This is a genomic window from Okeania sp. KiyG1 (assembly GCF_014132355.1).
GTDB lineage: Bacteria > Cyanobacteriota > Cyanobacteriia > Cyanobacteriales > Microcoleaceae > Okeania.
This window is the reverse complement of the sequence record NZ_BLZO01000095.1, coordinates 1-21,873: the sequence shown is the minus strand read 5'-3', so window position 1 is coordinate 21,873 and position 21,873 is coordinate 1. Positions and strand designations below refer to the sequence as shown.

At 37.3% G+C, this 21,873-nt stretch carries 25 protein-coding genes and 1 pseudogene; 23 read left to right on the top strand and 3 right to left on the bottom strand.

Translation table 11 applies throughout. The features are described from left to right. Nucleotides 1-130 precede the first annotated feature (130 nt). Nucleotides 131-649, bottom strand: a complete 519-nt coding sequence (pgsA, locus tag SAGCYANO_RS23545) for a CDP-diacylglycerol--glycerol-3-phosphate 3-phosphatidyltransferase (RefSeq protein ID WP_202222307.1) — start codon at nt 647-649, stop codon at nt 131-133. 171 nt (nt 650-820) lie between these two features. Here pgsA and SAGCYANO_RS23540 point away from each other — a divergent pair, with 171 nt between their 5' ends. The 5 genes and pseudogenes from SAGCYANO_RS23540 to SAGCYANO_RS45440 all read left to right on the top strand — a co-directional run. Continuing rightward, on the top strand, nt 821-1,054 hold the full coding sequence (locus SAGCYANO_RS23540; protein WP_202222306.1) for a hypothetical protein: 234 nt from the start codon (nt 821-823) through the stop codon (nt 1,052-1,054). Nucleotides 1,055-1,383: 329 nt separating this feature from the next. After that, the gene (locus SAGCYANO_RS50605; protein WP_202222305.1) at nt 1,384-1,512 is read left to right on the top strand and encodes a helix-turn-helix domain-containing protein; all 129 of its coding nucleotides are present in this window, start codon (nt 1,384-1,386) and stop codon (nt 1,510-1,512) included. Next, nucleotides 1,505-1,708 carry a hypothetical protein gene (locus SAGCYANO_RS45450; RefSeq protein WP_237396585.1) on the top strand — a complete coding sequence of 68 codons (204 nt, stop codon included), beginning with the start codon at nt 1,505-1,507 and terminating at the stop codon, nt 1,706-1,708. The genes SAGCYANO_RS50605 and SAGCYANO_RS45450 overlap by 8 nt, the downstream gene beginning before the upstream one ends. A 104-nt stretch (nt 1,709-1,812) precedes the next feature. After that, nucleotides 1,813-2,466, top strand: coding sequence for a transposase (locus tag SAGCYANO_RS45445; protein WP_307785960.1), 654 nt, complete (start codon nt 1,813-1,815; stop codon nt 2,464-2,466). A 28-nt stretch (nt 2,467-2,494) separates the two neighbouring features. Beyond that, nucleotides 2,495-2,650: pseudogene (locus tag SAGCYANO_RS45440) on the top strand (zinc ribbon domain-containing protein); the annotation flags it as partial. Between the two features lie 62 nt (nt 2,651-2,712). On the opposite strand, the gene SAGCYANO_RS23525 reads toward SAGCYANO_RS45440, so the two are convergent. Then, nucleotides 2,713-2,856, bottom strand: coding sequence for a hypothetical protein (locus SAGCYANO_RS23525; RefSeq protein ID WP_202222304.1), 144 nt, complete (start codon nt 2,854-2,856; stop codon nt 2,713-2,715). A gap of 15 nt (nt 2,857-2,871) precedes the next feature. Beyond that, nucleotides 2,872-3,108: a hypothetical protein gene (locus SAGCYANO_RS23520; RefSeq protein ID WP_202222303.1), complete on the bottom strand. Its 237-nt coding sequence runs from the start codon at nt 3,106-3,108 to the stop codon at nt 2,872-2,874. Nucleotides 3,109-3,364: 256 nt separating this feature from the next. Here SAGCYANO_RS23520 and SAGCYANO_RS23515 point away from each other — a divergent pair, with 256 nt between their 5' ends. The 18 genes from SAGCYANO_RS23515 to SAGCYANO_RS45435 all read left to right on the top strand — a co-directional run bounded on the left by SAGCYANO_RS23515 (nt 3,365) and on the right by SAGCYANO_RS45435 (nt 20,840). Continuing rightward, the gene (locus SAGCYANO_RS23515; RefSeq protein WP_202222302.1) at nt 3,365-3,556 is read left to right on the top strand and encodes a hypothetical protein; all 192 of its coding nucleotides are present in this window, start codon (nt 3,365-3,367) and stop codon (nt 3,554-3,556) included. A gap of 600 nt (nt 3,557-4,156) precedes the next feature. Continuing rightward, entirely contained in the window at nt 4,157-5,932 is a 1,776-nt protein-coding gene (gene ggt, locus SAGCYANO_RS23510; protein WP_202222301.1) for a gamma-glutamyltransferase, read from the top strand. Nucleotides 5,933-7,235: 1,303 nt separating this feature from the next. After that, nucleotides 7,236-8,771: an NAD(P)/FAD-dependent oxidoreductase gene (locus tag SAGCYANO_RS23505; RefSeq protein WP_202222300.1), complete on the top strand. Its 1,536-nt coding sequence runs from the start codon at nt 7,236-7,238 to the stop codon at nt 8,769-8,771. 253 nt (nt 8,772-9,024) lie between these two features. Then, nucleotides 9,025-9,357, top strand: a complete 333-nt coding sequence (locus tag SAGCYANO_RS23500) for a hypothetical protein (RefSeq protein WP_202222299.1) — start codon at nt 9,025-9,027, stop codon at nt 9,355-9,357. Nucleotides 9,358-9,408: 51 nt separating this feature from the next. Then, nucleotides 9,409-9,645 carry a hypothetical protein gene (locus tag SAGCYANO_RS23495; protein WP_202222298.1) on the top strand — a complete coding sequence of 79 codons (237 nt, stop codon included), beginning with the start codon at nt 9,409-9,411 and terminating at the stop codon, nt 9,643-9,645. A 51-nt stretch (nt 9,646-9,696) separates the two neighbouring features. Continuing rightward, the gene (locus tag SAGCYANO_RS23490; RefSeq protein ID WP_202222297.1) at nt 9,697-9,933 is read left to right on the top strand and encodes a hypothetical protein; all 237 of its coding nucleotides are present in this window, start codon (nt 9,697-9,699) and stop codon (nt 9,931-9,933) included. Nucleotides 9,934-10,614: 681 nt separating this feature from the next. Next, entirely contained in the window at nt 10,615-11,208 is a 594-nt protein-coding gene (locus tag SAGCYANO_RS23485; protein ID WP_202222312.1) for an IS607 family transposase, read from the top strand. Between the two features lie 16 nt (nt 11,209-11,224). After that, complete coding sequence (locus SAGCYANO_RS23480) at nt 11,225-11,401, top strand: hypothetical protein (RefSeq protein ID WP_202222296.1); 177 nt, start codon at nt 11,225-11,227, stop codon at nt 11,399-11,401. Between the two features lie 284 nt (nt 11,402-11,685). Then, the gene (locus SAGCYANO_RS23475; RefSeq protein ID WP_202222295.1) at nt 11,686-11,925 is read left to right on the top strand and encodes a hypothetical protein; all 240 of its coding nucleotides are present in this window, start codon (nt 11,686-11,688) and stop codon (nt 11,923-11,925) included. Between the two features lie 486 nt (nt 11,926-12,411). Further along, complete coding sequence (locus tag SAGCYANO_RS23470; RefSeq protein WP_237396583.1) at nt 12,412-12,633, top strand: hypothetical protein; 222 nt, start codon at nt 12,412-12,414, stop codon at nt 12,631-12,633. Beyond that, nucleotides 12,593-13,309: a hypothetical protein gene (locus SAGCYANO_RS23465; protein ID WP_237396581.1), complete on the top strand. Its 717-nt coding sequence runs from the start codon at nt 12,593-12,595 to the stop codon at nt 13,307-13,309. The genes SAGCYANO_RS23470 and SAGCYANO_RS23465 overlap by 41 nt, the downstream gene beginning before the upstream one ends. Nucleotides 13,310-13,613: 304 nt before the next feature. Continuing rightward, nucleotides 13,614-14,117, top strand: coding sequence for an NAD(P)/FAD-dependent oxidoreductase (locus SAGCYANO_RS23460; protein ID WP_237396579.1), 504 nt, complete (start codon nt 13,614-13,616; stop codon nt 14,115-14,117). Between the two features lie 1,746 nt (nt 14,118-15,863). Next, on the top strand, nt 15,864-16,367 hold the full coding sequence (locus SAGCYANO_RS23455) for a pentapeptide repeat-containing protein (protein WP_202222293.1): 504 nt from the start codon (nt 15,864-15,866) through the stop codon (nt 16,365-16,367). 595 nt (nt 16,368-16,962) lie between these two features. Next, nucleotides 16,963-18,564, top strand: a complete 1,602-nt coding sequence (locus SAGCYANO_RS23450; RefSeq protein WP_202222292.1) for a glycoside hydrolase family 57 protein — start codon at nt 16,963-16,965, stop codon at nt 18,562-18,564. 141 nt (nt 18,565-18,705) lie between these two features. Next, nucleotides 18,706-18,909: a type II toxin-antitoxin system PemK/MazF family toxin gene (locus tag SAGCYANO_RS23445; protein WP_202222310.1), complete on the top strand. Its 204-nt coding sequence runs from the start codon at nt 18,706-18,708 to the stop codon at nt 18,907-18,909. A gap of 66 nt (nt 18,910-18,975) precedes the next feature. Next, on the top strand, nt 18,976-19,218 hold the full coding sequence (locus SAGCYANO_RS23440; RefSeq protein WP_202222291.1) for a hypothetical protein: 243 nt from the start codon (nt 18,976-18,978) through the stop codon (nt 19,216-19,218). A gap of 167 nt (nt 19,219-19,385) precedes the next feature. After that, nucleotides 19,386-20,546 (top strand): NB-ARC domain-containing protein, encoded by a 1,161-nt coding sequence (locus tag SAGCYANO_RS23435; RefSeq protein ID WP_237396576.1) that lies wholly within the window; start codon nt 19,386-19,388, stop codon nt 20,544-20,546. 3 nt (nt 20,547-20,549) lie between these two features. Further along, complete coding sequence (locus SAGCYANO_RS45435; RefSeq protein ID WP_237396574.1) at nt 20,550-20,840, top strand: hypothetical protein; 291 nt, start codon at nt 20,550-20,552, stop codon at nt 20,838-20,840. Nucleotides 20,841-21,873: the final 1,033 nt, after the last annotated feature.

Sequence of the window (21,873 nt, the reverse complement as noted above, 5' to 3'; positions counted from 1 at the left end):
CTACACTCTTTTTAAGTTAAAAGTTAAAAGTCAAAAATTAACATGGCTACACTATTGAAGTAATTATAGAATTACCAACATATATTATATATAAAACCTACCACCTAAAACCTACCACCTAAAATCTTCTTTAACTATTACTAACATCTTTATAAGGCCATAGATAAATTATTCCTGAAATTATCGTTAAAGCCACAGCTATCCAAAACATAATTATAGCTAGATTTGACCAAACTTCAGGTAAGGGAGCAATTAACAAAGAAATAGCAATAATTTGACTTACTGTTTTTAATTTTCCCCAAATATTAGCTCCTGAAATTTGTGTTTGATTAACGCGCCAACCAGCTATAGTTAACTCTCTACCTAGAATTAAAAATACTCCCCAAGCTGGTACTTTGCCTAATTCAATTAATCCTAATAAAGGTGCTAATACTAATAATTTATCTGCTAAAGGATCTAAAAATTTACCTAGGTCGCTGATTTGGTTAAGTTTTCGTGCTAAATAACCATCTAAAAAATCTGTAACTGAAGCAATTAAAAATATAACTAAACATATCCAAAGATTCTGATTAGTAGGAGTTTTCAGAATGTAAAGAATCAAAGGTATTCCCAGAAGACGGGAAAAGGTAATCCAATTAGGTATATTCATAAATATTGTGGTAGTGGTTTAAATGCTGAACAGCTTAGTCGAAGCAAAGGGCTTGGATATATAAAAAGCTTAAATCTTAGACAAGACAAGATTTTTCCTTCTTCCTTCTTCTTTCTTTCTTCTTCCTTCTGCTATACAATTATTGAGATTAATTTCATTAAAAATCCAATCATGTCTGTATCAAAAGAAAAAGCAAAGCAATTATTAGAACAGTTAATTTTTGACAAGGAACGTCCTCAAGATTGGGTGCAAGATGTTTGGGGAATGAGTCCAACTTTAGGAGAAACTGCCGCTAAGTTGTTAGATGTTTTTGATGTATTAATTACCTCTTGTCCAGAGGCTGAATTAAATGATGTCCTGCAAACTTTCGATAAAGAATTGTTTGATGAGGATATTCAGCAATGAACAATGAACAATTAATAATTAATAATTACCTCTTTTTAAAAGAAGGGGATTGACTAAAAGGAAAATTTTTGATTTTATCCCCTTAAAAGGGGAAGCTTAAAGCCTGAATGGTCCAATTATTAATTATTAATTATTAATGATGAGGTGAACCATCCTAATTATTATTGAGATAAAATGGTCGATAATTTGCCATTTATGAGTGTCCAACTTGATTCGGCAAGGAGTCTCCCGTGATAATCTAGCTATTTAACTGGAGGGGAATTGCCGACAGTAAATTAAACAGGTGTCGATTGCTGTTCAAATATAACACTAAAGAGTAGTATAAAATTATGATAATTACTCATTGCTACAAAATTAAGCCCACTTGTGAACAGTCAGTCAAAATAGATTATTGGCTAGAACTGTTACGAAGGCATTGGAATTACGCACGCTTGTCAAAGACTAGACTGGTTGAATAGAACCAGATGTCAAATTGACCGTTGCTCATTAATTTCATGCCCTATTGGCGAGATTCAAGAGTTACCAGATTACTATTTTCAGCAATCAGCACTTAAACAGACAAAAAAGTTATTTCCTGACTACAAAGAAATATATTCAGAAGTCCAGCAAATTAATTTACAAAGACTAGATAAAGCTTGGAAACGTTTCGGCTAAGAGCCGACATGAAAGGCTCATACCTGACAAAAAGGGTAAACGTAGAGGACGACCAAGATTTAAAAAGTCAGGGAAGTTAAGGTCATTTTGTTTCAGTAGAGTTAATCATCCGCTCATCAGTAATAAAATTTGATGGAAAACAAATAGTTACTACGAAGTTTGGTGCGATTCGAGTCATAGTTCATAGACCAATTCCAGATAATTTTAGAATTAAAACTGCAACTATAACCAAAAAGGCTGATGGTTATTATATAAGTTTTAGCTTAGAAGATAAGTCAGTACCTAGTTTGATTTCTACAGATAATATCAAAGCTGCTGTAGGAATTGATGTAGGCTTAAAAGAATTTTTGACTACTAATACTGGTGAGACTGTTTCTGTTCCTAAATTTTATAGAAAATCTCAATCTAATTTAGCAAGAAAGCAAAAAAAAGTATCGAGAAAAGAAATTGGGTCAAACAACTGGAGGGCGGCACAAAACAAAATAGCTAGATTGCATCAACATATAGCTAGACAAAGAGAAGATTTTCACTATAAGACTGCTCATAAATTAGTTAAAGAATATGAGTTAATTGCTGTGGAAGACCTAAACATTAGAGGTTTAGCTAGAAATACTAAGCTATCTAAATCAATTTATGATGTAGCTTGGGGAGAATTTATAATCAAACTGGATGCAGTAGCGGCAGTTCGCGGTGTTCATGTAAGTAGGGGCGAATGGCCATTCGCCCGTACATCCTCACAATACATCACAAAATTGTAGTAATTGTGGTCATAAAGTACCATTAACTTTATCAGTTAGAACTCACTCTTGTCATAAATGTGGAACAGTTTTAGATAGAGATGAAAATGCTGCAATCAACATTTTAAATAAAGCATTAAACGAGGTGGGTATCATCTTGTCTGCTTGTGGAGGCTTAGATGTTAGTCAGCCTGTGTTCGCGTAGCGTTGCGTCAGCAAAGCAAGAAACTTCTTTGTTTGAGAAGCTACCGTTATAATCGCTCTTATTTAACGGGAGAGAACTTCACCAGGATTAATTCCCTGTTGTAAAAGTTGATGGGCAATTTGAACGGCAAAGCAGCGATCGCTACTATGTTTAATTCCATATAAAGAAAACAAAAACTTTGGTTCAACAACTGAAAAATTATTCACTTTTATTGTAGGAACTTATTCAACAAAAATATCCAGCATAACTTTAACAGTTTCTCCTGCTAAAGGAACAAATTTAGTATAACGGGAGAATGTATTTGAACCTGGTAAGCAGTCGAATCTTGTCCAGTTTTTTTCATATTCTTGTTGTTTAAATTGAGAAATTAATTCACCAAAATTATCGAGTTTAACAAAAATATCAACATCTTTATGGTCGTGAGGGTGCTTGAATTCTGTATGATTTTCTGGGGTCATAAAATGCCAAGCCCATCCACCCGATAAAACAATTTTATCGCTAATTTTATTAATTTAATCTAGGATAATAGTTAGTCGAGTTCTATCCCACAATTCACCTAAACGTTCAGGATTATGTATTCCCATTACTTATATAATAAATTTAAATTTAATCAAAGGGCACTAAGCTAAGACGCATTGAAAATGCACCTTAGTAAATCAGAAGTTAGAAGTTAGAAGTCATAATTCATAAGTCATAAGTCATAAGTAATAGGGATTGTACTTTATATTAGGTACACAACGAATAAGTAGTTTAAATGCACAACAGCTTATTCATTATTATAATGATTCAAGAAGGAATAAGGAAGAAAAAAAGGATGGAGATAGTCTTCGACAAGCCACTCCCCATCTACAAAATCCAAATAATTGTAAACACCGTGTAGACAGTGAGGTATTAAACCCAAAATAAAAAGATAATATCAAATCAAATCTAACTTAATACTGATTTTTGATATGTTATACCATGTCCAGTTAAATATTTATAAATAAACGGTCATTTCAGTTATCAGTCATAAAGAACATAGGAACAGAATTGTTAACTATTAATTCCTGAATCAGGAACAGAATTATGGGATAATGTTAAATTCTGTTTTACAGCGTAATAGCTCTGCTCAATTTCTACCAGATGGCCTATTTATTGAGCGGGGGAGTAGGGGAGTGGGTAGGGACGTTGCATAAGGGCGTCCCTACAGGGAGAAGTAAAAATCAAATAAGAATAATTAACAATAACTAGCTAATAATTATCAAAGTCGAAGGAAAGGCATTTGACATATCAAAAGCTCAAAACTAAGATAACATAAGCCTTTTCCTTCTCTGGTAGATAACTAATTCCCTAGTGCCGCTACGCGGAAGTCAGAAGTCAGAAGTCAGAAGTATTGATTGGTAAGACTTTTAGGATTTTGTAACTGGTCAGTTATTTCCGCCATTCGGCACTAGATAACTAAAGGTCTTCTTCCTTCTTCCTTCTTCCTTCTGCTATAAATTAAAATAAATTTTATATAATTGCTAAATGCTCCAGATTTCATTACTTAAAACTAAAAGCCAAATACTCTTATCTACTTGTCTCACTATTTCCATTTCACTATTTGGATGTACTCAAAACTCCCCAAAATCTGTAACACCCATAGCAGAATTAAAACGCAGTAAACAAAGCATAGTAGTATCAGCTCATCCTCTAGCCAGTGAAGCAGGGGAATTAATTCTGCAAAAAGGCGGAAATGCAGTAGATGCAGCCATTGCTACTGCCTTCGCAATTTCAGTAGTAGAACCATTTTCCGCAGGTATTGGTGGGGGTGGTTTCTTGCTATTAGGAATTCCCCCAGAAAATCCTGAAACTCAGAAACAGTATAAAATTCAAGCATTAGATTTTCGGGAAAGAGCGCCCAAAGCAGCAACCCAAAATATGTACCTTAACTCACAAGGAGAAATCGAAAAAAGAGCAAGTTTAGATGGACATTTAGCAGTAGGAGTACCTGGAACTGTTGCAGGGTTGTATTCTGTTCATCAAAGCTATGGGAAATTACCTTGGTCAGAATTATTACAACCAGCTATTAGTTATGCTCAGAATGGGTTTGAGGTAAGCGATCGCTTCGTTAATAGATTAGAAAGACGTTTAGAAGTAATCAACAAAAATGCCGCAGCAAGAGAAATATTTACAAAAGATGGAAAAGCATATCAGTCAGGAGATTTACTAATTCAAAAGGATAAAGCCAAAACCTTAGAAACCATTGCGAAAAATCCACAAAGCTTTTATACAGGCAAAATTGCTCAAGCGATCGCTAATGATATGGCTGCCAATGGAGGTTTAATTACGTTAGAAGACTTAAAAAATTATAAACCAATTTGGCGTCAACCTATCTGTGGCAACTTTCGACAAGCGGAAATTTGTGCCATGCCGCCACCATCATCTGGGGGAGTTCATCTTCTGCAAATATTAAATATTGTCGGCGAAACTAACTTGCAAGAGTGGGGTAATAAAAATCCTGATACTATCCATTTACTGACTGAAGCAATGCGAGTTGCTTATGCTGATCGCTCCAAATATTTAGGAGATCCAGATTTTGTACAAGTACCTGTCAGAGAATTAACCAGTCGTAGTTATGCTCAACAGCAACGTCAAAATATTAATCTCAAACAAGTCAGACCCTCCACTGAAGTACAACCCGCATCACCAGAAACTCTAGAACTTCATACTTCGGAGTCTCCAGATACTACTCATTTGACCGTAGTAGATCGAGAGCGCAAAGTTGTTAGTCTGACATATACAATTAATGGTAGCTTTGGTGCTGGAGTAGTAGCGAGTGGTACAGGAATATTATTAAATAATGAGATGGATGACTTTGCTGCCGCCCCAGGAGTACCAAACTTATATGGTCTAGTGGGAGGTGAGGCAAATGCGATCGCTCCAGGAAAAACCCCTTTGTCTAGTATGACCCCTACTATTGTGACACAGGATGGTCGGTTAATTATGGCAACTGGTTCTCCAGGAGGAAGTACAATTATTACTACAGTGTTGCAGGTAGTTTTAAATGTGCTGGAGTATCAAATGAATGCTGCCGAAGCTGTATCTGCACCTCGTTTTCATCATCAATGGTTGCCAGATAGATTACTTTTGGAAACAGGAGGGTTTAGTGAAGCAACTGTGAATGAGTTGAAACAGCGAGGACATAATGTTGAAATGCGTGATGGTTGGGGAAATGCAAATGTAGTTGTGGTGAATGAGAATGGGGTGTTGGAAGCGGCAGCAGATCCTCGTGGAGAAGGAGAGGTGAGAATAGGGGAGTAGGGGAGTAGGGGAGTAGGGGAGTGGGGGAGTAGGGGAGTGTGGGGAGTAGGGGAGTGTGGGGAGATTGAATATTGATATCAGATCCGTTAGCATCAGAGCGTGTATACTATTACTCGAGCAGGACTACCGTTAACGAAGTCAGAAGTCAGAAGTTATTTTTGTAAGGGGGCAATGAATTAATAGCTGATAGCTGATAGCTGACCGCTGTTTGCGCAGCATCCCGCAGGAAATGCTTACGAAGAAATAGCCTAACTATTTTAGAACTTACGCATGAACGCTATTGGTAGGGTGTGTTAGCGACAGAGTAACTGAGCGAGACCCTATATATATTGCCTTTGCGTAAGTCCTGTATTTTTAGCAAACATTTATCAAATTGGTATTTTCATTTAATTTTTATCTCCTAAGCATCACGAAATACAGCATCAAAAATAGAGCGAGAAATTCTAAATTTGATTTTGATAAGATTTTGATAAAACTCATCTTTATTACCTATTTCTATTTTTCCTCCACAACTAACTTTTTCAAAATAGCTAAAGTTCCCTTGACATTTAATCCTAAATTAGTAGCCATTTTTCTAGCAGCTAAATTGTCTAAAATTATAAAATAAGTCTGTAATTCCGTAGCCAGAGCAGGTGAATTTTTCGTATCCTTAGCCTACTTTAATTAAGAGATTTATTTTCTGGAGATGTCTAATTGTTAGTCAGTTATAAAGAATTTTTCAAATATGTGAAAAACCCAATTATATCATGTCCGGTAGCATTGGTATTGTATTACAAAGGTAGGGAACAGGGAACAGACAGGAATACTTAAGAACAAGAAAAAACTTAAATTTCCTGTAGATATTTACCAAAAAATGAGGTCCAAAGCCTCACTTTTAAGGGGATGAAAAAATATTCAGTTCAGTATTCCAAGCCTCCAGCTTTAGTGGTCGGTACTGATAACTGAAATGACCTTTGGGTTTACACAAATGATACCAGCGGACATGATATTAACTAAAATCAAATTCAAAAAAGACAGTTACATCTTAATTTGTGATTTATTCCTAAAAGAAAAATTATAAATTCCATAAATTCTAAAATTTCCACTTTGTTTCCTCTTTTTATTATGTTTTTCTTTCTCTGTTCTCTGTTCCCTGTTCTCTGTTTCCTGTGTCCTTACTGTAACAATATTTTATGAAATTGGTATAAAATCAAATAAATAGGACTTACGCAGATACACTATTTATAGAGTCCAAGTACTATTGTACTCTATAAATAGTGTCTTTGCGTAAATCCTGATAAATTAAAAATTTACCCAAACAAAAATGTCTCAGACTGATGTAATTTTAATCGGTAGTGGAATTGGTGGTCTAAGTTGTGCCGGTTTACTAGCGCGCTATGGTTTTAATGTCATAGTTTGCGAAAGTCACTCTATTGCTGGAGGTGCTGCTCATAGTTTTGAATATCAAGGCTTTAAATTTGATTCTGGACCATCTTTACATTCTGGTCTATCCTATCGTCCCTCTACCAACCCACTAGCACAAGTTTTGGATGCTATCGACGAAACAGTCCCCTGCGTAACCTACGACACTTGGGGTTGTTGTTTGCCAGAAGGTGACTTTAATACCTCCGTAGGTGCAGACCAATTTTGTGATGTTCTCCAAAAATTGAGAGGAGAAAGTGCTGTAGCAGAATGGCGTCAACTCCAAACAGTTATGGCTCCATTTGCAGAAGCAGCGATCGCTATTCCACCAGCTTCTCTCCGTTTTGACTTAGGAGCAATAATGACCATGGGGCAGTTTCTACCTGCTATGGCAAAACACATTTTCAATGTTGGTAAGTTAACAGGACCGTTTTCTCAAATTATGGAAAATGTTGTCACAGACCCTTTTATTGATAACTGGCTTAACTTACTCTGTTTCCTACTTTCAGGTTTGCCTGCAAATGGTACAAGTGCCGCCGAAGTTGCATTTATGTTTGCCGAATGGTATCGACCAGGAGTTGTACTTGATTATCCTATTGGTGGCAGTGGAGCAATAGTTGATGCTTTAGTGCGTGGGTTAAAACGTCACGGTGGTCAATTGATGTTGAATGCTCATGTGGAAGAGGTATTAGTTAAAAATGGGCGTGCTGTTGGCGTTGGTTTACGAAATGGAACAGAAATTAGAGCAAAGGAAGCAGTGATATCCAATGCTTCTATTTGGGATACATTAAAATTATTGCCAGAAGGTGCGGTGCCAAAAGATTTTCGGGAAGAACGACAAGCAACACCAGAATGTAATAGTTTCATGCACTTACATTTAGGTATTGATGCTACAGACATCAAACCAGACTTGGCGTGTCACCATATTATTGTCAACCATTGGGATGAAATAGATGCACCTCAGAATGTTGTGTTGGTATCCATTCCATCTTTTATAGATGCTACTGTTGCACCACCTGGTAAGCACGTTATTCATGTTTATACTCCAGGAAATGAACCTTATAAATTTTGGCATGGTATGGATAGAAAGAGTCAAGAATATGAACAACAAAAGCAACAACGAGCTGAGGTAATGTGGCAAGCATTGGAGCGGGTCATACCTGATGTGCGTTCTCGTTGTGAAGTGAAATTGGTCGGTACTCCACTAACTCACGAACGTTTTCTCCGCCGTCACCGAGGAACTTACGGACCTGCAATTCGTTCTGGGGAGAGTTTGTTTCCAGGACCAAATACACCTTTACCAGGATTATTGTGTTGTGGCGACTCTACTTTTCCTGGTATAGGTTTGCCTGCAGTTGCAGTTAGTGGGATGATAGCAGCAAATACTCTTGCACCTGTTTCTCAGCATTGGAAAATGCTGGAAAGTTTAGGGTTTTAAGTAACATAGGTTTCAACAATTAATAATTAATAATTAATAATGGCTTTGTTGCATGAAAGTAGCGATAGAATATTCATTCCGCAGCTATATCGCTCTGTTTGGTGATTATTGATGTTCTATTCATCTATTGTCCAATCGCTCTGTTTCTATAGATGGATGTTCTATTGATCTATTGTCCAATAGTTATCGTTCTACCGATAAAAGCTCAAAGGCTTTACAGGTAAAAGTTTCAGCATTTTTATGTTAAACATTGATGTTCTATTTACTATTGTCCAATAGTTATTGGTCTGCACAGAAAGCGTTGGCGGAGCAAGTGCGACAGCTATATCGCTGTGTTTGGCGATTATTGATGTTCTATTTACTATTGTCCAATAGTTATTGGTCTGCACAGAAAGCGTTGGTGGAGCAAGTGCGGCAGCTATATCGCTGTGTTTGGCGATTATTGATGTTCTATTTACTATTGTCCAATAGTTATCGTTCTACCGATAAAAACTCAAAGCCTTTACAGGTAAAAGTTTCAGCATTTTTATATCAAACATTGATGTTCTATCTACTATTGTCCAATAGTTATCGTTCTACTGATTAAACCTCAAAGCTCTTACAGGTAAAAGTTTCAGCATTTTTATGTCAAACATTGATGTTCTATCTACTATTGTCCAATAGTTATTGGTCTACTGAGAAAGCGTTGGCGGAGCAAGTGCGACAGCTATATCGCTGTGTTTGGCGATTATTGATGTTCTATTTACTATTGTCCAATAGTTATCGTTCTACCGATAAAAACTCAAAGCCTTTACAGGTAAAAGTTTCAGCATTTTTATATCAAACATTGATGTTCTATCTACTATTGTCCAATAGTTATCGTTCTACTGATTAAACCTCAAAGCTCTTACAGGTAAAAGTTTCAGCATTTTTATGTCAAACATTGATGTTCTATCTACTATTGTCCAATAGTTATTGGTCTACTGAGAAAGCGTTGGCGGAGCAAGTGTGGCAGCTATATCGCTGTGTTTGGCGATTATTGATGTTCTATTTACTATTGTCCAATAGTTATCGTTCTACCGATAAAAACTCAAAGCCTTTACAGGTAAAAGTTTCAGCATTTTTATATCAAACATTGATGTTCTATCTACTATTGTCCAATAGTTATCGTTCTACTGATTAAACCTCAAAGCTCTTACAGGTAAAAGTTTCAGCATTTTTAGGTCAAACATTGATGTTCTATTTACTATTGTCCAATAGTTATTGGTCTACTGAGAAAGCGTTGGCGGAGCAAGTGCGGCAGCTATATCGCTGTGTTTGGCGATTATTGATGTTCTATTTACTATTGTCCAATAGTTACAGCAGTTCCGCGCATTATGAAGTAGATATGCGGAGCAAGTGCGGCAGCTATATACTTTCATGCAACAAAGCCATTAATAATTAATAATTAACAATTACCTCTCCTTTAAAACAAGAGGATTTCAATCACAATTTTTCGGTAAATTCAACAGGGAAACTCCATAGGAGCATAAAGACTGGGAAATGTTTTTCCTACTGTTTCCTATTCCCTGCTATAGCAATGTGCGCTGGTATATTTAGAAATTGCAGGAGATGTCTAATAGACCTCTCCGGAAAAGAGGGAGTAGGGAGTAGGGAGTAGGGAGTAGGAGGAAAGAATTGATAATTTCTATGGAATAATTTATTTGATTTTTAATTATCGGAGGTGTCTAATAGCTAAAACTCTTATATTATTCCAACGGAGATGCTCCGCAAACGGCAATTTATATCATGTCCAGATAATTCGCTAGAGTTGACAACTTACGTCATAAAGCGTTATTATACGCCAGTTGTTACTGGTAATTCTGTGGTAAAATTTGTCAAACCTAAAGAAGCTGCTGAAGTATTAGGAGTTGATGTTCGTACTTTGGTGAGATGGGAAAAAGCTGGTCAAATAAATGCCATAAAAACCCCTGCGGGTCAAAGGCGTTATGATATTGACTCCTATATTCAAAATGTGTCTGTTTCTAACAGAAAAACAGTTTTATATTGTCGAGTGTCAAGCAATGCTCAAAAACCATACTTAAACCATCAAGTAGTTGAACTACAAAACCTTTATTCTGATGCCGAAATTATTAAAGAAGTAGGTAGTGGATTAAATTTTAAACGTAAAAAATTACTGAAGTTACTCTCACAAATTTTGTCAGGTGAAGTTGAAAAAGTAGTAGTTTCTCATCAAGATAGGATAGCTCGTTTTGGGTTTGATTTATTTAACTGGATATGTGAACAAAATCATTGTGAGTTAGTAGTTTTAAATAACAAAGATTTGTCTCCAGAAGCCGAAATTGTAGAAGATATTTTAGCTATTTTGCAGCGTTTTTCTAGCAGGTTATACGGCTTAAGAAAATACGAAACTCAAATCCAAAATGACTCCGAAATCTACAATACATTTGAGGATTGAGTTATATCATGTCCGGTTGAATAGTTATAAGAGGAGTCAGGAAGGGAGATGGGGAGATGGGGAGATGGGGGGATGGGGAGATGGGGGGATGGGGGGATGGGGAGATGGGGAGATGGGGGGATGGGGAGATGGGGAGATGGGGGATGGGGAGATGGGGAGATGGGGAGATGGGGAAATATTTGGTAATGGTTGAAGATGGAACATTTTTTTATACCGAACCCTAGCGGATTTGATATTACAAATAATAAGAGTAGTAGGAGTGAATGGTCATTAGTTAGCGCAAAACTACGTTAACAAGCCTACTTTACAGGAAATATCCCTTTGAAAAAAAAGAGAGTTTCTGGTCTAAAAACTGGCATTAAAGCAATTCATTCTGTACCTCACTAATCCGACGGTTCTCCTACTTGAATTTTAATAAATACTCTAACTATTTGTAGCAAATATTTATAAAATTGCTATTATTATTTCCTAAAATTTATGTCTACAACAACAAAAAAATCAAATAAAAATGCAGTAATTATCGGTGGAAGTCCTGCTGGTTTTGCCACTGCATTAATGTTAGCTAAACGTGGTTGGCATCAAATTACAATATTAGAAAAACGACCTGCTTCTGATTTTTATGAACCTGATAAATCATTTCATTATTGTAAGCATTCAGCCGTCAGCAATCAGCTAGCCTCCTCCGGAGGAACTGCGGACTTCAGCTATTGCTTTTAGTTGACGATAAAAGCTTTATTAATTATATTACTAGAAAAGTTGGCTCCTTGCCCTTAAAGTCTATATTAATTTAAACACTGCCCTTAAGGAGAAAGTATTGTTGCTGAGAGCTGACAGCTAATAGCTGAATGCTTACCCATTATTTAATAGATGGGCGCGGTAAAAAATTTACTGATTTATTCAGTTTAACTGAAAAATTAGCAAAAATTAGTGTTCCTAATACAGACTTTTACTTAACAGAAATGTAAGCATTCAGCCGTCAGCTATCAGTCAGCCTCCTATGGTCGGAACTGCGGACTTTAGCTATTGCTTTTAGTTTGAGATAAAAGCTTTACTTTACTAATTGAGTCAGAATTTATAGTTCCTATAAAAGCTGGCTAAACAGTCTATATTCATTAAAACCCCCTTCTTTTGCTGAGAGCTGACAGCTAATAGCTGAATGCTTAAACAGAAATTAAAGCTAATGGTAATCGCAAAACATCAAAATTGCCAATAATAGACCCCAACATAAAAACTGCTTACTGGTTACAGCGCCGAATTTTTTTGCAGTTACTATTTCAAGAAATCGAAGAAAATTGGCAGGATTGTATTAAAGTTTTGTTCAATACAAAATGTTTAAAAATAGGGCAAGAAAACTCCAAACTACAAATCATTGCTCAAGAAATTATTGAAGAAGGAAGAAGGAAAAAGAGAAGACCAAAGAACTGAAAAAGTAGATGGGAACAGTCAACAACCGGACACTTCGTGTTTGATAACCCCAACTAATTGTCAACACCCTATAGACGGCATATTAAAAGAAAAAGATCGTCAACAAACATATCAATTTGAGCCTCATCTTTTGGTAGGTTGTGATGGTATTAATTCCTTAGTTAGGCAAACATTAGATGAGTGGGATAATTCTGATACAAATAAATTTAAAATACAGTTTTTTCCTTCAGCAAGTTCTGGTTTGAAATACAAAGTTTTAACTATCCAACCAAACTTTCCCATAGAACATAATAGTTCAGAGCGTGCAGTCTCCACAATGGCTTATGCTATCCGTGGAGCATTTTCAGATTCTCAGCATTCTCTCTCCCTTGGAATTTTACCTTTTGCTCAACCCAACGAACCGAGAACAGCCAATATTATTAGGCCACCAAACCATAAAATCTGGAATTTGTCAGATGGTGAAAAATTGTACGCATTTCTAGAGAAAGCTTTTCCACAGTTGCCAATAAATCAAATAATGTTGCCAGAAGAAAGCGATCGCTTTGCTAAAAGTGAGGGTGAATATTTTCCTATGCCTCAATATTGTTCTGGCCTACACTGGTTGTTACCAACGAAGGAGAATGGTGGAGTAGTATTAGTGACGTTCTCCTACATCAAATCAAAGATTATGATGTAGGCATCCCTTCCTCACGGACGTGGGCTTTCTGTTTCACAGGGAGTGCAACCACTTAACCCTCCACAGACAGAGACGATGAGACCCACCGCCTTTTTGTACTAGACAATTCTGTACTCATCTAGTTCCCTCAAGAGTTTTACCTTTTCACGGGTTGACGCTTAACTTCTGAATTGAACCCCATACTCTATGTCGTTTTCTATGTGCTGTTATCAGGTGCGTATTACCGCTACTCCTGATAGAATCACCAATAACACAAAGAAGTACACAATGCAAGAAACTAAGTGGACGCTACGCGGTTTATTTGTTGGTCGGCAATTCCCCGACCGTTAACATTCGTATAACGGGAGACCCCTTGCCGACATCAAAGTTGGGAGATGCCGTCCATTGTTTTCCACCAGATATTGGACAAGGTGTCAACTCTGCTTTGGAGGATGTGTGTATTCTCAATCAAGCACTTTCTCAAACTAATGATATTATTTCCAATGCTTTGCCATTATTTGAGTCTTTGCGCTCTCCAGATATAAAGCCTTTAATACTTCTAGCTCAAACTGCTTTTCCTTGGCAATATAATCAAGATATTCCTCGAAAAAGACTGTGGACTATCAACTTTTTTATCCGGTTATTGTTGAGTCGGATATTGCCTTTTATTTTTAGTCCTCCTGCTTTTATACTGATTCAAAACCACCAACTTAGTTATGGTGAAATATGGGCAATGGCTCAAAGAACAACTATTTATATATATGTATTTGGACTAATGTTAATGTCAGGAAGTTTAGCTTGGTTTTTATATGATATTGGTTGGTTTTAGCTTTTATGAAAAGTCTTATTAAGTAAGCATTATTACCTTATAAAAGAGAAAAAAGCAATTTTATCAAAGCTTCAGAGTACAAATATGGAGTAAGGGTTATATAGAATCCGGTTATACAGCATATGTTTATAATTCTATCGACACTTTCTCGCCTTCAATATCCCGAAACTCTCCACCCTCCCCGCACATCCCTCTCTCCCCACACTCCCCACACTCCCCACCCTTCCTACACCCAAATATATGATAAGTATTCAACCGGATTTGATATTAACAACGGCCGTTAACCCTTACAAATGGCGTATAATTTCGTATTTTGCCTAAGTGCTGTAATTATCAATGTGGCTCCTGTTCAGATAGCGATCGCTCTTGATACAAGTTGATTTCTAAATACTATAACAATTTCATAAAATATTGCTAAAGTTACGGCAGAGGGAACAGGAAATAGGGAAAGAAAAACATCATAAAAAGAGGAAAAAAGGTTGAATTGTTAGAATTTATGGGATTTATATTTTTTATTGTAGGAATAAATCACATCCCTAAGATGTAACTACCTTTGCGTGAATTTGGTATAAATAATACTGCTCTAGTAGTCAAAGGAAAGGGCGCGGATAGATCGAAAGCTGAAAACTCAGACAAAGCAATATTTTTCCTCCTTCTTCCTTCTTCCTTCTTCCCTCTTCCCTCTTCCTTCTTCCTTCTTCTTTATTATCTGTAAAGGAGAAAAAAGCAATTTTATCAAAGCTTCAGAGTACAAATCTGGAGTAGGGGTTAACGGCCGTTAACACCCTACAAATGGCGTATAATTTCGTATTTTGCCTAAGTACTGTAATTATCAATGTGGCTCCTGTTCAGATAGCGATCGCTCTTGATACAAGTTGATTTCTAAATACTATAACAATTTCATAAAATATTGCTAAAGTTACGGCAGAGGGAACAGGAAATAGGGAAAGAAAAACATCATAAAAAAGAGGAAAAAAGGTTGAATTGTTAGAATTTATGGGATTTATATTTTTTATTGTAGGAATAAATCACATCCCTAAGATGTAACTACCTTTGCGTGAATTTGGTATAAATAATACTGCTCTAGTAGTCAAAGGAAAGGGCGCGGATAGATCGAAAGCTGAAAACTCAGACAAAGCAATATTTTTCCTCCTTCTTCCTTCTTCCTTCTTCCCTCTTCCCTCTTCCTTCTTCCTTCTTCTTTATTATCTGTAAAGGAGAAAAAGCAATTTTATCAAAGCTTCAGAGTACAAATCTGGAGTAGGGGTTAACGGCCGTTAACACCCTACAAATGGCGTATAATTTCGTATTTTGCCTAAGTGCTGTAATTATAAATGTGGCTCCTGTTCAGATAGCGATCGCTCTTGATACAAGCTGATTTCTAAATACTATAACAATTTCATAAAATATTGCTAAAGTTACGGCAGAGGGAACAGGAAATAGGGAAAGAAAAACATCATAAAAAAGAGGAAAAAAGGTTGAATTGTTAGAATTTATGGGATTTATATTTTTTATTGTAGGAATAAATCACACCCCTAAGATGTAACTACCTTTGCGTGAATTTGGTATAAATAATACTGCTCTAGTAGTCAAAGGAAAGTGTGCGGATAGATCGAAAGCTGAAAACTCAGACAAAGCAATATTTTTCCTCCTTCTTCCTTCTTCCTTCTTCCCTCTTCCTTCTCGCTTGCTATAATAAACTTAGCTATTTACAGTTTATTTCGTCTTCAAATATTAATGACTAAAATGAAATTTAAAATATTAATAACAACCCTATTATTTTCACTAGCTTTTGCTACACCCGTAGTGGCATATACAAGGTGGCAACTACGAATTTTAAAACGCACAAAAGAATGTTTTTTCTGCAACCTTTCTGATATAAATCTTAGTGATTCTAATAAGTATCAGAAAATGAACGTAACTGGTTCTGTGTTACAAAATGCTGACTTCTCTGGTACAAATCTCGAAGAAGCCAATTTTACCAATACAGATTTAACAGGGGCAAAATTCGAGAGCGCCAACTTACAACAAGCCAACTTACAAAGGTCTATCCTCAAATCTACTAACTTTTGGGGGGCAAATCTTCAAGAGGCCAATTTACGCGGAGCAGACCTAACAGAAGCCATTTTTTGGAATGCCGATTTAAGAGGAGCAGATTTGCGGGACACTGATATTAGTAATGCTAGCTTCATCGATGCCCAACTCAATGGTGCCATCTTACCTGATGGAAGTGTATATCAATATAGATAGGTTTGAGGTATCAGCTACTAATTGACATCTCCTCCACGCATAGGGAGTAGGCAGTAGGGACGTTGCATGCAACGTCCGTACAGCAGTAGGGGGAAAGAATTGATAATTTCTGTGGGATAATTGATTTTATTTTTTATTATTGGAGATGTCTAATTGACATTAAAGAAACTGTCAGCGGTCAGCACCTCAGCGATCGGTAGATTTTTTTTGAGATACCCTAGTTTGCGGAGCATTCCGCAACGGAAAGGAGATTTAAACTCCTCCGAGGGCCATCCGACTGCTCAGAAGCCGGGGATTTTTACCCGGAGCGTTAACGAAGTCAGAAGTCAGAAGTCAGAAGTCAGAAGTTAACCAACCCCTCGCCCCGACCGTGGAGGGGAGGGGAAGTAGGGGATTTGAGCAACCCTCCAAAAATATTTTGCCATTTCCCGGCGGGGTGGCGCGACCCAATTATTTTGATAAAAGCTGATAGCTGATAGTTGATAGCTGATAGCTGATAGCTAGTTAACTTTTGTACCCTTTACCCTTACAATCTTAAAATATTGTAAATATTTTCAATTTTAGTTCACCCTTTTATAAATTACCCTTAAAAACTATGGCTATTGGCTACCTCGCCTTTGTTCTTCATGCCCATCTACCTTTTGTACGACATCCAGAAAGTGATTATGTCCTAGAAGAAGAGTGGCTCTTTGAAGCAATAACCGAAACTTATGTCCCCCTGATACAAATGTTTGAGGGATTAAAACAAGATGGTGTGGACTTTAAAATTACGATGAGTCTCACACCACCATTGGTCTCTATGCTACGAGACCCACTATTACAAGAACGCTATGAACACCATTTAAGCTTACTTGAAGAATTAGCAGAAAAAGAATATGACCACAACCTCCATAACGGTCATATCCGCTACCTTGCAGAACATTACGCTACTCACTTCAATAATGTTCGAGAACTCTGGGAACGTTACGACCGTGACTTAATTTCTGCATTTAAACAGTTTCAAGACAGCAATAACCTAGAAATTATTACCTGTGGAGCAACTCATGGCTATTTTCCACTCATGAAAATGTATCCGGAGGCAGTCTGGGCACAAATAGAAGTTGCTTGTCAAGATTATGAAGCAAATTTTGGCCGTCGTCCTAGAGGGATTTGGGTGCCAGAATGTGCCTATTATGAGGGTCTTGAGCGAATGTTGGCAGATGCTGGGATACGTTACTTTTTAACAGATAGCCACGGCGTACTCTATGCTCGACCACGGCCCAGATTTGGTAGTTATGCTCCTATCTTTACAGAAACAGGAGTAGCTGTTTTTTCCAGAGACCATGAATCTTCTCAACAGGTCTGGTCTTCCCAAGTAGGATATCCAGGAGACCCAGAATATCGAGAGTTCTATAAAGATTTAGGTTGGGAAGCAGAATATGAATATATTAAACCTTATATTATGCCTAATGGACAGAGGAAGAATACTGGTATTAAATATCACAAAATTACAGGTCGTGGCTTGGGATTAGGAGATAAACAACTTTACGACCCATACTGGGCCAGAGAAAAAGCTGCCGAACACGCTGGCAATTTTATGTTTAATCGGGAACGCCAGGTTGAGCATCTATACCATATTATGGAACAACTTCCGATTATTGTTTCTCCCTACGATGCTGAGTTGTTTGGTCACTGGTGGTATGAAGGACCTTGGTTTTTGGATTTCCTCTTCCGTAAAACTTGGTATGACCAAAGTACTTATCGGATGACTCATTTAGCAGATTATTTGCAGAAACACCCAGAACATCAAGTTTGTCTTCCAGCACAGTCTAGTTGGGGATATAAGGGTTTCCATGAATATTGGCTCAATAATACTAACTCCTGGATTTATCCTCATCTACATACTACTGCAGAGCGAATGATTGAGTTGGGTGGACGAACACCAGCAGATGAGTTGGAGTTGCGGGCGTTAAATCAAGCTGCCAGAGAACTTTTACTGGCTCAATCTTCTGATTGGGCTTTTATTATGAGTACGGGTACTATGGTTTCTTATGCTGTGCGAAGAACAAGATCCCATTTGATGCGTTTTAATAAGCTCTATGAAGAGATTCTACAGGGAAAGATTGACTCAGGTTGGTTGGAAAAGCTAGAGGCGATCGACAATATTTTTCCTCAAATCAACTATCAAGTGTATAAACCACTTTTTCGGCGTTGGTAATTAGGTAAGGCAGAAGGCAGAGGACAGAAGGCAGAAGGCAGAAGGGAAAGAAAGGTTAAAAGGTAGAAGGTTTTTTGATCACTGATTAACCTGACATGATATTAATAGTGTTTACAGTCAACGCTCCTCTGACCAGTATTAATTATTCAAAATGACGGTTTTAATCGCAGCTTGATTCAAACTGTAATTGTTGTGGTTATAACTTCAAATCTAGAATTAGCAGAAGCACCAGGAAATGTCTTGCTGCCAAAAAAAGCAACCGAACTACCACGAGATTCTGTTGCCAATGTATCTCAAGTGATAACTATTGATAAGTTGTTTTTAGAAGAAAGAGTTGGTTCTTGATCGGAGGAGTTGCAGGAGAAAGTTGATGAAGGTCTGCGTTTATTTATGTATCTTTAGAGTAATAATTTGGAGAGCGATCGCTCATGTAGGTTGGGTGGAGCTGCTCACACAGATTATGGCACGGATGCACAGATTAAGTGCAATTGGCCTCTTTCTTGTAGAAGAGCGATCGCTCATGTAGGTTGGGTAGAGGTGCTCACACAGATTCTGGCACGGATGCACAGATTAAGTGCAATAAGCGTACTTGATCGAGATATAGTATGGTTATTTGTTGGGTTGCGCTTTTGCTTAACCCAACCTACAATCTAGCCTAGTCCTCCTAAGAAAGCAATAATCAAACAAATAATAAAGAAAATAAGGGCAATTACAATAAAAGGAAACGCATTTTTGGGAAGTCTCATAGTTCAGGTAGTTAAAGGAGTAAAAACTAAAGGTAAGAAGTCTACTAATACAAATAACAGTAGACTTCATTAGAAATGGCTTTCAATCAGTTTCTAGGTTTGTTGTCTGTAGGTGAAATAACATCATCTAATCGGGTAACAAGTGACATGGTGCTTACGGCAGATTTTGTACCTTCTGAAGCTGCTTTACTCCAATTAATTGTTTTCTTACCTTGTGACATACAACAAGCAGTGCTTAAAGTAACTCTACAACGGGAGACTTACCAAGATATTGCCAAAGAATTTGATTGCTCTGAAGGTAATGTGAGAAAAGCTGGTGCAGAATTATGGCAGATAATTTCAGAAGCGTTAGGGGAAAAGGTTACTAAATCAAATTTTCGTTCAGCAATGGAGAGGTGGCAAAACTCTAACATTTTAAACCTTGCACAAGATGTTGTAGTGAGTGACAGTTTCAATATCTGTGAAAAAGAAAGACACCCCCCAGATACACCAAACTCACACCAACCTAACCAACAAACATCTCACCCCAGACAACCTACAACGCCACATCAAGATTTAGACGAAATGCCAGAGTTAGGCGACTTCTACAACCGCACCACCGAACTCGAAACCCTAACCACCTGGATTTTACAAGAACATTGTCGTCTCATAGCACTCACGGGTATCATTGGTATCGGCAAAACCACATTAGCAGTAAAACTCGTTCAACAAATTAAACATAATTTTGACTATGTAATTTGGCGCAGTCTAGAAACATCCCCCATTTTTGCCGAATTTCAAGCTGACTTAGTTCAGTTTTTCTCCGAGTCTCAACAACAAAATTCACTGGAAAACACACAAAAACCATTACCCCTAATTAAATATTTGCAAAAGTATCGTTGTTTAGTAGTTTTGGATGATATTCATCACCTTTTCAGCAGTGGGGAGTTAGCTGGAAAGTACAAACCAGGATACGAAGAATATGACTGCTTTTTCAAACAGATAGAAAAATTATCCCATCAAACTTGCTTCCTATTAATAGGTTGGGAACAACCCATTAAATTTGCTCAACTCAAAAGCAAAAAAACACCAATTCCTATTTTGCAACTGACTGGTTTAGATATTGCCAGCGCAACAGAAATACTCAGAAATTATGGTTTGGCAGAAATTGATAACTGGGAAAGACTCATTCACCACTATCAAGGCAACCCTTTATGGTTAAAAAGTGTGGCAACTCAAATTCAAGAATTCGGATAAAATTTGATTGAGTTATTGCCCGATGATGCCATCTTATTACCAGAAGATTTAAAAGATACTTTACAACAGCAGAGCGATCGCCTCTCCCAACCAGAAAAACAAACCCTGTCACTCTTAGCAACAAAAAATCAACCCATTAGTCTGGCGCAACTGTTAGAAACTACAGAAACGTCACCATCAGATTTACTCAACACATTACAATCTTTATGTAGGCGTTCCCTGATCGAAAAACAAGAAAATCTTTACAGTGTGTCACTTGTAGTCAGGGAATATAGCAGTAGTTTTTTTGCTTAGGACAGAGTTTGAGGTGGAATTTTCAGTGTCTGTGGTTTTGTTGTGGATGTCGCAATAGAAGTTTTTACTCAGTTCTATTGGGAATTTTCAGTGTCTGTGGTTTTGTTGTGGATGTCGCAATAGGAGTTTTTACTCAGTTCTATTGGGAATTTTCAGTGTCTGTGGTTTTGTTGCGGATGTCGCAATAGGAGTTTTTACTCAGTTCTATTGGGAATTTTCAGTGTCTGTGGTTTTGTTGCGGATGTCGCAATAGGAGTTTTTACTCAGTTCTATTGGGAATTTTCAGTGTCTGTGGTTTTGTTGTGGATGTCGCAATAGGAGTTTTTACTCAGTTCTATTGGGAATTTTCAGTGTCTGTGGTTTTGTTGCGGATGTCGCAATAGGAGTTTTTACTCAGTTCTATTGGGAATTTTCAGTGTCTGTGGTTTTGTTGCGGATGTCGCAATAGGAGTTTTTACTCAGTTCTATTGGGAATTTTCAGTGTCTGTGGTTTTGTTGCGGATGTCGCAATAGGAGTTTTTACTCAGTTCTATTGGGAATTTTCAGTGTCTGTGGTTTTGTTGCGGATGTCGCAATAGGAGTTTTTACTCAGTTCTATTGGGAATTTTCAGTGTCTGTGGTTTTGTTGCGGATGTCGCAATAGGAGTTTTTACTCAGTTCTATTGGGAATTTTCAGTGTCTGTGGTTTTGTTGCGGATGTCGCAATAGGAGTTTTTACTCAGTTCTATTGGGAATTTTCAGTGTCTGTGGTTTTGTTGTGGATGTCGCAATAGAAGTTTTTACTCAGTTCTATTGGGAATTTTCAGTGTCTGTGGTTTTGTTGTGGATGTCGCAATAGAAGTTTTTACTCAGTTCTATTGGGAATTTTCAGTGTCTGTGGTTTTGTTGCGGATGTCGCAATAGGAGTTTTTACTCAGTTCTATTGGGAATTTTCAGTGTCTGTGGTTTTGTTGCGGATGTCGCAATAGAAGTTTTTACTCAGTTCTATTGGGAATTTTCAGTGTCTGTGGTTTTGTTGTGGATGTCGCAATAG

What these genes read in the sequence shown, in the direction of transcription:
- SAGCYANO_RS23505 (WP_202222300.1), top strand. Translation starts at nt 7,236, where the DNA reads ATGTCTCAGACTGATGTAATTTTAATCGGTAGTGGAATTGGTGGTCTA.
- SAGCYANO_RS50605 (WP_202222305.1), top strand. Translation starts at nt 1,384, where the DNA reads ATGATAATTACTCATTGCTACAAAATTAAGCCCACTTGTGAACAGTCA.
- SAGCYANO_RS23435 (WP_237396576.1), top strand. Translation starts at nt 19,386, where the DNA reads ATGGCTTTCAATCAGTTTCTAGGTTTGTTGTCTGTAGGTGAAATAACA.
- SAGCYANO_RS23490 (WP_202222297.1), top strand. Translation starts at nt 9,697, where the DNA reads ATGTTCTATCTACTATTGTCCAATAGTTATTGGTCTACTGAGAAAGCG.
- SAGCYANO_RS23520 (WP_202222303.1), bottom strand. Translation starts at nt 3,108, where the DNA reads ATGACCCCAGAAAATCATACAGAATTCAAGCACCCTCACGACCATAAA.
- SAGCYANO_RS23475 (WP_202222295.1), top strand. Translation starts at nt 11,686, where the DNA reads ATGTCTACAACAACAAAAAAATCAAATAAAAATGCAGTAATTATCGGT.
- ggt (WP_202222301.1), top strand. Translation starts at nt 4,157, where the DNA reads ATGCTCCAGATTTCATTACTTAAAACTAAAAGCCAAATACTCTTATCT.
- SAGCYANO_RS23455 (WP_202222293.1), top strand. Translation starts at nt 15,864, where the DNA reads ATGAAATTTAAAATATTAATAACAACCCTATTATTTTCACTAGCTTTT.
- pgsA (WP_202222307.1), bottom strand. Translation starts at nt 649, where the DNA reads ATGAATATACCTAATTGGATTACCTTTTCCCGTCTTCTGGGAATACCT.
- SAGCYANO_RS23450 (WP_202222292.1), top strand. Translation starts at nt 16,963, where the DNA reads ATGGCTATTGGCTACCTCGCCTTTGTTCTTCATGCCCATCTACCTTTT.
- SAGCYANO_RS23500 (WP_202222299.1), top strand. Translation starts at nt 9,025, where the DNA reads ATGTTCTATTTACTATTGTCCAATAGTTATTGGTCTGCACAGAAAGCG.
- SAGCYANO_RS23540 (WP_202222306.1), top strand. Translation starts at nt 821, where the DNA reads ATGTCTGTATCAAAAGAAAAAGCAAAGCAATTATTAGAACAGTTAATT.
- SAGCYANO_RS23495 (WP_202222298.1), top strand. Translation starts at nt 9,409, where the DNA reads ATGTTCTATCTACTATTGTCCAATAGTTATTGGTCTACTGAGAAAGCG.